9 protein-coding genes are annotated in these 12,930 nt (G+C 34.5%); all 9 read right to left on the reverse strand.

Features of this window, described 5'->3' with window-relative positions; all coding sequences use genetic code 11:
• Window positions 1-155: 155 nt before the first annotated feature.
• A complete protein-coding gene (gene uvrA / locus ISP08_RS09985; RefSeq protein ID WP_195718533.1) occupies window positions 156-2,993 on the reverse strand; it encodes an excinuclease ABC subunit UvrA in 2,838 nt (945 codons plus the stop codon).
• A 9-nt stretch (window positions 2,994-3,002) separates the two neighbouring features.
• Window positions 3,003-4,985 carry an excinuclease ABC subunit UvrB gene (uvrB, locus tag ISP08_RS09990; RefSeq protein WP_048792588.1) on the reverse strand — a complete coding sequence of 661 codons (1,983 nt, stop codon included), beginning with the start codon at window positions 4,983-4,985 and terminating at the stop codon, window positions 3,003-3,005.
• Between the two features lie 271 nt (window positions 4,986-5,256).
• Window positions 5,257-5,493, reverse strand: coding sequence for a CsbA family protein (locus ISP08_RS09995; protein WP_195718534.1), 237 nt, complete (start codon window positions 5,491-5,493; stop codon window positions 5,257-5,259).
• A 5-nt stretch (window positions 5,494-5,498) separates the two neighbouring features.
• Window positions 5,499-6,140 carry a YfbR-like 5'-deoxynucleotidase gene (locus ISP08_RS10000; protein ID WP_048792586.1) on the reverse strand — a complete coding sequence of 214 codons (642 nt, stop codon included), beginning with the start codon at window positions 6,138-6,140 and terminating at the stop codon, window positions 5,499-5,501.
• Between the two features lie 246 nt (window positions 6,141-6,386).
• Window positions 6,387-7,325: a CHAP domain-containing protein gene (locus ISP08_RS10005; RefSeq protein ID WP_195718535.1), complete on the reverse strand. Its 939-nt coding sequence runs from the start codon at window positions 7,323-7,325 to the stop codon at window positions 6,387-6,389.
• A gap of 360 nt (window positions 7,326-7,685) precedes the next feature.
• Window positions 7,686-8,802 (reverse strand): peptide chain release factor 2 gene (gene prfB, locus ISP08_RS10010; RefSeq protein ID WP_195718536.1). Its coding sequence is split into 2 segments (ribosomal slippage): window positions 7,686-8,729 and window positions 8,731-8,802, totalling 1,116 coding nucleotides; the frame shifts between segments, so codons are not numbered across the junction.
• Window positions 8,803-8,958: 156 nt separating this feature from the next.
• Window positions 8,959-11,490, reverse strand: coding sequence for a preprotein translocase subunit SecA (gene secA / locus ISP08_RS10015; protein WP_195718537.1), 2,532 nt, complete (start codon window positions 11,488-11,490; stop codon window positions 8,959-8,961).
• A 266-nt stretch (window positions 11,491-11,756) separates the two neighbouring features.
• Window positions 11,757-12,323, reverse strand: a complete 567-nt coding sequence (hpf, locus tag ISP08_RS10020) for a ribosome hibernation-promoting factor, HPF/YfiA family (protein WP_048792582.1) — start codon at window positions 12,321-12,323, stop codon at window positions 11,757-11,759.
• A 66-nt stretch (window positions 12,324-12,389) separates the two neighbouring features.
• Entirely contained in the window at window positions 12,390-12,848 is a 459-nt protein-coding gene (locus ISP08_RS10025) for a ComF family protein (protein ID WP_208456866.1), read from the reverse strand.
• Window positions 12,849-12,930: the final 82 nt, after the last annotated feature.

The raw sequence follows: 12,930 nt of genomic DNA on the forward strand, positions 1-12,930 counted from the left end.
ATTATATACGATTAGTCACATTTACGTCTAAATATATTGAACTTTTATACTATAATTTTTTAGTCATTTTAATAATACGCAATAAACACAAATATAAATAAAAAATGGCTGAAACACGATAATATGTGTCAGCCATTTTGCTATAACCTATTCTATTAATTATGAACACTATCACGTTCTAAGACGTGTTTTAAATATTGTCCCGTATAACTAGAATCAACTTGTGCAATTTCTTCAGGCGTACCAGTAGCAATAATCGTACCACCACCGTCGCCACCTTCAGGACCTAAATCAATAATGTGATCTGCCGTTTTAATAACATCTAAATTATGTTCGATAATAACGACCGTATCTCCATTTTCAACCAAAGTATTTAGGACGCTTAACAATCGACCAATATCATCAACATGTAGTCCCGTTGTTGGTTCATCTAAAATATAAATAGATTTACCAGTTGAACGTTTGTGTAATTCGGATGCTAATTTAACACGTTGCGCTTCCCCGCCAGATAAAGTAGTGGCAGGTTGGCCTAATGTCACGTAACCTAGCCCAACATCGACTAACGTTTTTAATTTGCGATGTATTTTCGGCACGTTTTCGAAAAAGTATGTTGCTTCTTCAGCAGTCATTCTAAGCACATCTGCAATATTTTTACCTTTATACGTCACTTCAAGCGTCTCACGATTGTAACGTGAACCATCACATACTTCACAAGGCACATAGACATCGGGTAAGAAGTGCATTTCAATTTTAATAATGCCATCACCTTTACATGCTTCACAACGTCCACCTTTCACATTGAAACTAAATCTACCTTTGGAATAACCACGTACTTTCGCTTCATTAGTTTGCGCGAATATGTCTCGAATATCGTCAAAAACACCTGTATAAGTGGCAGGGTTTGAACGTGGTGTACGCCCTATTGGTGATTGATCAATATCGATGATACGTTCCAATTGGTCAATACCTTCGACCGCATCACAATCTCCGGGCTTCACTTTAGATTTATTTATTTCTTTTGCTAAGGATTTATATAACACTTGGTTTACAAGAGAACTTTTACCAGAACCAGAAACGCCTGTTACAACGGTCATCGTTGATAATGGAAAATCAACATCGACATTTTTCAAGTTATTGCTACGAGCGCCTTTAACGCTTATTTTTCTATCTGTAATTTCTCGTCTGTGTTCAGGTACATCAATACGCTTTTTGCCACTTAAATATTGGCCTGTCAACGAATCTTTACTCTTCATAACTTGTTTTGGCGTACCACTAGCAACTATTTCGCCACCGTGGTCGCCAGCGCCAGGACCAACATCGACTAAATAGTCCGCAGCACGCATCGTGTCGTCATCATGTTCAACTACTATTAGTGTATTACCTAAATCTCTCATTTCTTTTAACGTTTCGATTAGACGATCATTATCGCGTTGATGTAAGCCGATAGAAGGCTCATCTAAAACATAAAGTACACCAGATAATCTTGATCCTATTTGTGTGGCTAATCTAATACGCTGCGCTTCCCCACCTGATAGTGTGCCAGATGAACGATTTAACGTTAGATATTCTAAACCTACATTAAATAAAAATTTCAAACGTGAAATAATTTCTTTTAATATTTGATTTGCGATCGTTCTATCTTGATTAGATAACTCAATGTTTTCATAGTAATCAAGTGCTTCTTTAATAGATTTATTAATGACTTCTCCAATATTAAGGCCTGATACATAAACAGATAATGCCTCTCTACTTAAACGTTGTCCATGACAAGTTTCACAAGGTAATTCTGTCATATATTTACTCATCATTTCACGAACATATTCAGAAGGAGAATCATGATAACGTCGATTGATATTATTAATGACACCTTCAAATTCCATCGTACGTGTTCTAGTTTGACCGTTACGCTGTTTAAAAGTAAATTCTATTTCTTTGCCTTGTGAGCCATGCATTATAATATCTTTTTGTCTGTCAGTTAATTTTTTGTATGGTTTATCCATATTTATTTTATATACTTCACATACACGTTTTAATAGCGTTGGATAAAAATCTGAACTTGTTGGTTCCCATGGGACGATAGCACCTTCATTAAGCGTTAAATTCTTATCAGGCACAACTAAATCCATATCAACAGTCAGTTTTTGACCTAGACCATCACACGTTGGACACGCACCGAATGGACTATTAAAACTAAACATTCTTGGTTCTAACTCACCAATTGAAAAACCACAAATTGGACATGCATGGTTTTCCGAGAATTTTAATTCTTCGTCACCGATAACATCGACAACGAGATTCCCTTCTGCTAAACGTAAAGCAGTTTCTATAGAGTCCGCTAAACGAGTTTCAATACCTTCTTTAACAACCAGTCTATCAACAACGACTTCAATTGTATGATTTTTGTTTTTATCGAGCTCAGGTACTTCATTAACATCTGTAATTTCACCATCGACACGAACACGAACATAGCCCTTTTTGATAATATCGTCGATTAATTTTTCGTGTGATCCCTTTCGATGTGATACTACAGGCGCAAGTAATTGAATTTTAGTACGTTCTTCTAAATTCAGTATTCTATCTGTCATTTGTTGCACGGTTTGTGATTCAATTTCAATATGATGATTAGGGCAATATGCCTTTCCAACACGTGCGTATAACAAACGAATATAATCATATATCTCCGTTACTGTTGCTACGATAGATCTAGGGTTTTTACTTGTAGTCTTTTGATCGATTGATATTGCAGGTGACAAACCTTCAATCGTATCTACATCTGGTTTATCCATTTGGCCTAAAAATTGACGTGCGTACGCACTTAAAGATTCAACATAACGTCGTTGACCTTCTGCATAAATCGTATCAAAGGCAAGTGAGGATTTACCTGACCCAGAAAGACCAGTCATGACAATCAATTTATTTTTAGGAATCTCAATATCTACACTTTTTAAATTATGGGCACGCGCCCCTTTAACTACAATAGATGGTTCTTTCATATATTAATGTCACCCTTCTGCTTTTAATTCAAATAACATATCTCTGAGTTCAGTAGCTTTTTCAAAGTCTAAGTCTTTTGCTGCCTGTTTCATTTCTTTTTCTATATTTTGAATTGTTTTTTCGCGTTCTTTCTTAGTCATTTTCTTAGGAAGTTCTTTTTGCTGTTGTTCATTAGTATCATCACTTTCAACAGTGGCACTAATAACATCGTGAATTTTCTTGTTAATTGTAGTTGGTGTAATACCATATTTTTCGTTATATGCTGTTTGTATTTCACGACGACGTTCTGTCTCATCAATAGCAAAACGCATAGAGTCAGTTATTTTATCGCCGTACATAATTACTTCACCTTCACTATTACGTGCTGCACGACCAATAGTTTGTACTAATGAGCGTTCTGAACGTAAAAAGCCTTCTTTATCAGCATCTAAAATAACCACTAATGAAACTTCTGGAATATCTATACCCTCTCTTAACAAGTTAATTCCGACAACGACATCATAAGTTCCCATACGTAAATCTCTTATAATTTCAATACGCTCTAATGTTTTAATTTCGGAATGAAGATAATTGACTTTAATACCTGCTTCTTTCATATAAGTTGTCAAATCTTCACTCATTTTTTTCGTTAAAGTGGTAACGAGGACACGTTCATTTTTGTCGATACGTTCCTGAATTTCACCCAATAAGTCATCGATTTGATTTTCAGTAGGACGTACTTCAATTTTAGGGTCTAGCAATCCAGTTGGACGAATAATTTGTTCTACCATTTCGTCTGTATGTTCTAATTCATAAGGACCAGGCGTTGCAGACACATATACCAGTTGATTTGTTTTTTCTTCAAACTCTTCAAATTTTAACGGTCTATTGTCTAAGGCACTAGGTAGTCTAAAGCCATGATCGACGAGCACTTGTTTACGTGCTCTATCTCCGTTATACATCCCTCGTACCTGTGGCAATGTAACATGTGATTCATCGACCATGATAAGCCAATCATCACCAAAGTAATCTAATAATGTATATGGTGTTGAACCTAATGGTCTTAAAGTTAGATGGACTGAATAGTTTTCAATACCAGAACAGAAGCCCATCTCACGCATCATCTCTAAATCATAGTTTGTACGTTGTTCAAGTCTTTGAGCTTCTAATAATTTATTTTCAGATCTTAATTCTTCTAAGCGTTCAGCCAATTCATCTTCTATACGTTGGATAGCTGATTTCATTTTTTCTTCACGGGTTACGAAGTGAGATGCTGGGAAAATAGCAAAGTGTTCGCGTTCGCGTATGACTTCTCCAGTTAAGTAATTCACTTCTCTAATTCTATCTATTTCATCACCGAAAAATTCAACTCGGATACACATTTCTTCACGAGACGCCGGGAAAATTTCAACGACATCGCCACGTACTCTAAATGTACCACGGCGGAAATCAATATCATTACGCGTATATTGCACATCTACTAATTGACGTAACAATTCACTTCTATCCATTTCCATACCAACTCTTACACTAACGACTAAATCTCGATATTCATCTGGATTACCTAAACCATAAATACAACTTACACTAGCAATAATGATAACGTCATCGCGTTCAAACAGAGCACTTGTTGCTGAGTGTCGTAATTGATCTATTTCATCGTTAATAGATGCATCCTTTTCAATAAAAGTATCTGTAGAAGGCACATAAGCTTCAGGTTGATAATAATCATAATAACTAACAAAGTATTCCACTCTGTTTTCAGGGAAAAATTCTTTAAACTCACTGTACAATTGACCAGCCAATGTTTTGTTGTGAGCGATAATGAGTGTTGGTTTACCAACCTCTTTAATAACGTTACTCATCGTAAACGTTTTACCAGTACCTGTAGCACCTAGCAATGTTTGATGTCTTTTGCCTTCATTGATGCCATCGACAATTTTTTGTATAGCTTGAGGTTGATCGCCTTCAGGTTTAAAATCAGAAGCTAATTTAAATGGGTAATGTTCCATATGTGACACATGCCTCCTATTTATTATCGCATTACTGTCTTTATTTATTTAAACTTGTTCGTATTTAACATGTTATTTTCCATAATTCTACATTAGTTATACACTATTTTAACAGATTTGCTACTTTTAATACAAACATTTGTTCGTTGTTGTGAACTTACTTTTGCTCAAATAAAAAACAAACATAGGTTGTGCACTATGTTTGTTTGCGAATGTATATATTATAAAGGTATTTGGACATAACAATCAATTTTACTGTTTGTTGTATCGATTAATCATAATCGTCATCTTTTTTATGAAACTGTAAATTATCTATAATGATATACCCTGCCAAAATGGATACTACATCGATAAAAATGATCCATTCATCGTGAAAGAATCCCTTTTGAACGGATACACCTATTAACACTAACGTTAAAATTGTTCCGACCCATTTACTTCTAGTCAATACGCTAAATAAAATGACTAATACACAAGGGAAAAATGCAGCGAGTATGTACCATATCATATTATTCACTCATTTCTTTTATTGATAATACTCATCGTTGTATCATATAATTCTGACTTTGGAATATATTTTTCTTGCAACATTTCTGGAACGATATTGTCTATAAAATCTTGAACTGAATAAAGGTGGTCAAATTGTGTAATCGTTTCTAGAGACATTTCATAAATTTCATAAAACAACGGCTCTGGATTTCGTTTCTGTATTTCACCTAATGTTTCATATAATAAATCAATCTTATCTGCTACTGATAGGATTTGACCCTCTAACGAGTCATCTTTACCTTCTTGTAGTCTTTCACGATAAATATTTTGAAAATGGTCTGGTATTTCTTCACTAATAAACGTTTCGACCATTTCTTCTTCAACTTGCGAGAATAATTTTTTTAATTCACCACTCGCATATTTCACAGGTGTTTTGATATCCCCGGTAAATATTTCAGCAAAGTCATGGTTTAGTGCTTTTTCATATAAACTCTTCCAATTTACTGTATTACCTTGGTACTCTTCAACAGTACCTAAATATTGCGCAATTTTCGTAACTTTAAACGAGTGCGCCGCTACATTATGTTCAAAGTATTTAAACTTCCCTGGCAGTCTAATTAACGTCTCTAAGTCGGATAAACGTTTAAAATATTGATGTACACCCATGACACATGCCTCCTCGTATATTTAAATAAAGATTATACTTGTTTCTATTAATTGAAGCAAATGTGATTAATATCCCAATACAACATTATCGGGTTTGCTTAACTTAAATTATGCAGTGTTTAGGTGTAATTTTCAAAAATAAAATGACTATAACTAAAATATTCACGCGCCTTCTTATTACAAAACATAATTATCAAGCAATAAGAATAAATGTGGACATATCATAGTTATAGTCATCATTTTGTATTAATGAATATATTGATAAGCTGCAGTATTTTTAATTGTACGGTATGATTTTTGTCCGAAACCTTGCCAATTCATTTCAGAAACGACAATAGAACCATCTTTATTCGTTTTTTCAACTACACCTACATGACCAAGCGGTCCAGCAGTTGTTTGAAAAACTGCACCTACCTCAGGTTTATTATTTACTTTAAATCCTTGATTTTGCGCTGCTGAAGCCCAATTATTAGCATTACCCCATAACGAACTAATTGATTTACCTAATTGTTGACGACGGTCAAATGCATAATATGTACATTGGCCCCAATCGTAATAATTATTATCTCCTGCCAAATCATTATTTTCCTTATTGTACGATGGCTGTTGATATTCGTTAGATTGACTTACCTCATATTGATAAGGATGTGTATTTACATGGTCGTTTTTTGTATATTGTGTTTGATATGAATTTACATATTGCTCACTAGAATCAGTCGTGTTAATTGGAGACAAAGTCATAGTAGGTGGAGATGATGGCGCGGAAGTACTTAAATTACGATTATATGGCAAATTATATGGCGATAAGTGTGCGGAACCTTTTTCCGTAATTGCAATAAGTTGTCCTACTTGCAGCACTTCAGATACGTTAGGGTTTAACTTATAAATTTCTGCTAAGGAAACGTTATATTTTTCACTGATTTTATATAAGGTGTCCCCCGTTTTCACCTCTACAATATCTTGGTCAGGTAATAAGATAGTAGTACCTATTGCAACATGTGATGTACTTTCTGCGAGACCATTCAATTTAATAATGTCTGACGTTGTTGAAGCGTATTTTTCTGCTAATGTACTCAGTTGTGTTTCTCCTTCAGCAACTTGGTGATTCTGACTGGCCGAAGCTGTATGATCTATTAAACCAATTAATGATAAAGAAAAAACAGAACTCGTGATCGTTTTTTTCATGGTGTTATTCAATCCTTTTTAACCGATTTTGTGATTTTAATATAGCATACTTTTTTTAACCGCATGGCACTGTTATCAAGCTGTAATAAAAGCGTTAATTTTATAAATAATAAATGATGCAACCATGCTTTAAATCAACGTTTTTAGAAATCTATTATGTCAATTGGTTAATAAATCTAATGGAAAATTACATATGAAACCACAAAGTTTTCAAACTAAAAAAGATATAATTCATACATTTCATTACGAAGCAAATCGATAAAAAAGTCGCACCTCAATTACTTATCGCCTTAGTGCCATGTTTAATAGCCTAATGATAGCAATGTGGTTACGACTTTATACTTTGTAGCAATTTATTTATTATTTTTCAGCATTTGCCATTTGATTACGTAAATATGCTTCCATGAATGGACCGATATCTCCGTCCATCACTGCATCAACCTTACCGGTTTCTTCATTAGTTCTATGATCTTTGACCATTGAATATGGATGGAAAACATATGATCTAATTTGGCTACCCCAGCCAATCTCTTTTTGTTCACCGCGAATTTCAGCCATTTGTTTTTCTTGTTCTTCTAATTCTAATTGATACAATTTGGCTTTTAACATTTTCATAGCTGCTTCACGGTTTTTAATTTGTGAGCGTTCGTTTTGGTTATTCACAACGATACCAGTTGGATGGTGGGTTATACGAATTGCAGATTCCGTTTTGTTTATGTGCTGACCACCTGCACCTGAAGCTCTGAACGTATCCACTGTAATGTCGTCTGGATTGATTTCAATTTCTATCTCGTTGTTATTAAATTCAGGGATAACGTCACAAGAAGCAAATGAAGTGTGACGTCTACCAGAAGAATCAAATGGTGAGATACGCACTAATCTATGAACACCTTTTTCAGCTTTCAAATAACCATAGGCATTGTGGCCTTTAACGATGATTGTCACACTCTTCACACCTGCTTCATCACCCGGTTGATAATCAGCAGTTTCTACTTTATAGCCTTGTTGTTCACAATAACGCTGGTACATTCTTAAAAGCATGCTCGTCCAATCTTGAGACTCTGTACCGCCTGCTCCAGGATGTAACTCTAATATCGCATTATTTGCATCATATGGTCCATCTAGTAATAGTTGTAATTCAAAGCGTTCAATTTTACCGTTAAATTCATTTATTTGGCTTTCTAAAGCTTCTTTCATATCTTCATCGTTTTCATCTAATAATAACTCATGAGTAGCTGACATATCATCTAATTCATCAGTTAAAGCAGTAAAATCATTAACAACAGATTTTAACGCATTATTTTTATCGATAATATCTTGCGCTTTATTTTGATCATCCCAAAATGTAGGGTCTGCCATCATTTCTTCGTATTCTTGAATATTTGTCTCTTTTTCCTCTAAGTCAAAGAGACCCCCTAAGTTGTTCTAATTTAGCTTCGTAACTATCTAAGTTTCTTTTCATTTCTGATAATTCCATTGTACATCGCTCCTATTAGCGTTTAATTAACGTTCACTATTTAATAAACTTGCTCTTTAAAAGTATATCATTATATATAAATTTTCAAAACGTTGGCTGAGTATTGAAAAAGACTGGAGTATGTTAAAAACATTAACATACTCCAGTCGAGTCATTTTATGCGCCATGACAGTTTTTGTATTTTTTACCGCTACCGCAAGGGCATGGATCATTTCTGCCAATATGTTCGTCTTTAACGTAAGGTTGTGCTTTGGCTTTTTCTTTGCCATCTTCTGCTGAGACATGTTCGGCTTTACCAAAATCAGTAGATTTATCTCTTTCTATGTCATCTTCTACCGTAACGACAGATTTCAAGATATATTTACTAACATCTTCTTCAATTTGTTGCATCATTGTATCAAATAGTTGATGACCTTCGTTTTGATAGTCACGTAATGGATTTTGTTGACCATAAGAACGTAAGTGAATACCTTCTCTAAGTTGATCCATTGTATCAATATGGTCAGTCCAATGTGTATCGATAGAACGTAATAAAATCATACGTTCAAATTCATCAAATTGCTCACCAATTTCTTCTTTTTGTTGAGCCAACGCCTTTTCGATTTTTTCCCATACAAGTTGATAGATGTCTTCGCTATCTTTACCTTTTATTTCAGATACGTTTAATTCATTTTCATTTAAAAATACATCGTCGACGTAATTTACGAACGGTTCGTAGTCTGGTTCTTCTTCGTCATCATTTATATAGTGTGCAACGCTACGTTCTAATGTCGATTGAAGCATTGAATTTACAAGTTCACTACTATTTTCGCTATCGATAATACTGTTACGTTCACTGTATATGATTTCACGTTGTTTACGTAATACATCATCATATTCAAGAATACGTTTACGTGCATCAAAGTTATTACCTTCAACACGTTTCTGTGCAGATTCGACAGCACGAGATACCATTTTAGATTCTATCGGTGTTGAATCGTCCATACCTAGACGGTCCATCATTTTTTGTAATCTTTCAGAACCAAAGCGTACCATTAATTCGTCTTGTAATGATAAGTAAAAACGGCTGTCCCCGCGGTCACCTTGACGACCTGAACGTCCTCTTAGTTGGTCATCAATACGTCTCGATTCGTGACGTTCAGTACCAATAACTGCTAAGCCACCTAATTCTTCTACGCCATCGCCAAGTTTGATGTCTGTACCACGGCCGGCCATGTTTGTCGCGATTGTAACCGCACCACGTTGACCAGCGTTTGCAACGATGTCCGCTTCGCGTTCATGGTTTTTAGCATTTAATACATCGTGACGGATACCACGTTTTTTAAGTAAATTTGAAATATATTCACTTGTTTCAACAGCTACTGTACCTAAAAGGACAGGTTGACCTTCTTTATGTTTTTCAATAACATCTTCGACTACCGCATCAAATTTGCCTTTTTGACTAATGTAAATTAAGTCTGGCTTATCTTTACGTTGTACCGGTTTGTTTGTAGGTATTTGTGTAACCGTCATATTATAAATGTTTCTAAATTCTTCTTCTTCAGTTTTAGCTGTACCAGTCATACCAGACAGTTTGTTGTACATTCTAAAGAAGTTTTGGAATGTTATAGAAGCCATTGTTTTAGATTCGTTTTGAATTTTTACGCCCTCTTTAGCTTCAATTGCTTGGTGTAAACCTTCAGAGAAACGACGGCCTGGCATTGTACGACCCGTAAATTGGTCTACAATTAAAATTTCGCCATCATTAATCATATAGTCTACGTCACGTTGTAAAGTTACGTGTGCACGTAGTGCTGTGTTGATATGACTAATGATTTCAACGTTTTTTACGTCATATAAATTATCGATTTTAAACATACGTTCTGCTTTATCAATACCTTGTTCAGTTAACTGAACAGCTTTCGTTTTTTCATCATAGTTATAGTCATCTTCATTTTTTAACATTTTGGCAAAAACATTTGCTTGAGTATATAAAGAAGTAGATTTTTCAGCTTCTCCTGAAATAATCAATGGCGTGCGGGCCTCATCAATTAAAATTGAGTCAACTTCGTCAATAATTGCAAAGTTCAACGGGCGCATTACGCGTTCTTCGGCATAGTTCACCATGTTATCGCGCAAGTAATCGAAACCTAATTCGTTGTTCGTGCTGTATGTTATATCATCAGCATATGCTGCGCGTTTCTCTTCAGTTGATTTACTGTTTAAATTTAGGCCTACAGATAAACCTAAAAAGTTGTATAGTTCAGCCATCTCTTCACTTTGTGAACTAGCTAAATATTCGTTGACCGTAATGACGTGGACGCCTCGTCCACCTAAGGCATTTAAATAAGTCGGCATAGTAGCCGTTAACGTCTTACCTTCACCAGTACGCATTTCTGCAATGTCACCTTTATGGATAGCTATACCACCCATTACTTGGACACGATAAGGAATCATGTTGAACACACGTTTAGACCCTTCGCGCACTAAAGCAAAGGCTTCCGGTAAAATATCTTCCAATATTTTTTCTTGTTTTTTAATATCCTCTTCTGCTTGCAGTTTCTCTTGAAATTCTGCAGTTTTATTTCGAATCTCTTCATCAGTTAGTATTGCAATATCCTCTTCTAATGAGAGCACTTTGTCTGCTAATTTACCAAGGCGTTTTATTTCTTTATTATTGCCATCAGCAATCTTTGATAAAAAACCCATTATGTTCGCTCCTTTAGCTTATTAACTCTTTCCCTTACAACAATTTATATTACCACTTATAAGCATAAATTTACACTTATATCACCGTTAGTTAAAAATAGTTTTTTCTTATTTTTATATTTCTAAAATTGCTTTTCAAAGTTATTATCATTAATCTCTATGAAAGCTATTTGCACTTTCAAATTATTATATATTAACATAACAAAAATTAAGCGTCCAAGATTTAACACATCTTGGACGCTAGCTAGAACTATAAATTTAAACTGTTATTCAGATGTTTCGATTAATCCATACTTACCATCTTTACGTTTGTAAACAATACTTGTACCATCTGTTTCGCGATCTGTAAAAATAAAGAAATCATGTCCTAATAAATCCATCTGTAATACGGCTTCTTCAGAATCCATTGGTTTTAAGCTGAATTGTTTAGAACGTATAATTTCAAAATCTGTATCTTCAGCGTTGTCTTCTTTAACGTCATTATTATTTGGTTCTGTAATTTCAGCAAATACGTCAGGTTCACCGCGATCTCTATGCTTACGATTAACACGTGTTTTATATTTTCTAACTTGTCGTTCCAATTTACTGTTAATCAAATCGATACCTGCGTATAAATCATCATTTCGTTCTTCTGCTCTTAACGTCACATTTTTAAGTGGTATAGTAACTTCAATTTTAGTAGTTGAATTAGTATACGTCTTCACTTTGACGTGTGCAGTTGCATCTGGCACATCGTTAAAATAACGTTCTAATTTACCAATCTTATCCTCAATATAGTTACGAATAGCATCAGTAATAGTGAGGTTCTCTCCGTGAATTTCAAATCTGATCATAGTAATCGACTCCTTTAAAACCCCTATATTGGTAATGTTGCTTAACTTTATAATACCACGTTTACCCTACCGTGCAAACGTAAACACATCGAATTTTCTGATTTTTCTTACAAAAAATTTACACGCGACTTGGTGAACTGTAATTCCAGTTGTATAAATATCATCAACGAGTAAAATGTATCTATCAGTATAATCATGCGTTGATATAATTTCGAATGAATTAACTTGTTCCTCTCTTTGTTTTTTAGTCAACGATGACTGTGTTAGTTTATGTTTAGTTTTGACACATGGTAAGTATTTTACATCCATCTCATCAAGCACAGTCGTCACAACATTAAAAGTTCGTTCTTCCTCCCTTGCTCTAGGAGATGGTATCGGAATAATATAATCATAGTTGTTTTGCGGTAATGCTATGTTTTGTGCAATGACTTCTTTTAACGCATAATCCTTCATAAATTTATATTGACGTAATATTTTTTTAACTATGCCTTTATAGTTATATTGGCAATATAGTTGTTCCATCATCTTATAGTGTTGCCTTAGATACGAGCAATCTTTACATGTTGAGTCATTATTATTCTTACGCTTCAAACATCTTTTACAATGC

The sequence above is a fragment of the Staphylococcus lloydii genome (genome assembly GCF_015775975.1).
Classification (GTDB): domain Bacteria; phylum Bacillota; class Bacilli; order Staphylococcales; family Staphylococcaceae; genus Staphylococcus; species Staphylococcus lloydii.

Excerpts from the sequence above, each read along its gene's own strand:
- uvrA (WP_195718533.1), bottom strand. The coding sequence starts at position 2,993 with ATGAAAGAACCATCTATTGTAGTTAAAGGGGCGCGTGCCCATAATTTA.
- ISP08_RS10000 (WP_048792586.1), bottom strand. The coding sequence starts at position 6,140 with ATGGGTGTACATCAATATTTTAAACGTTTATCCGACTTAGAGACGTTA.
- secA (WP_195718537.1), bottom strand. The coding sequence starts at position 11,490 with ATGGGTTTTTTATCAAAGATTGCTGATGGCAATAATAAAGAAATAAAA.
- hpf (WP_048792582.1), bottom strand. The coding sequence starts at position 12,323 with ATGATCAGATTTGAAATTCACGGAGAGAACCTCACTATTACTGATGCT.
- ISP08_RS10005 (WP_195718535.1), bottom strand. The coding sequence starts at position 7,325 with ATGAAAAAAACGATCACGAGTTCTGTTTTTTCTTTATCATTAATTGGT.
- uvrB (WP_048792588.1), bottom strand. The coding sequence starts at position 4,985 with ATGGAACATTACCCATTTAAATTAGCTTCTGATTTTAAACCTGAAGGC.
- ISP08_RS10025 (WP_208456866.1), bottom strand. The coding sequence starts at position 12,848 with ATGATGGAACAACTATATTGCCAATATAACTATAAAGGCATAGTTAAA.
- ISP08_RS09995 (WP_195718534.1), bottom strand. The coding sequence starts at position 5,493 with ATGATATGGTACATACTCGCTGCATTTTTCCCTTGTGTATTAGTCATT.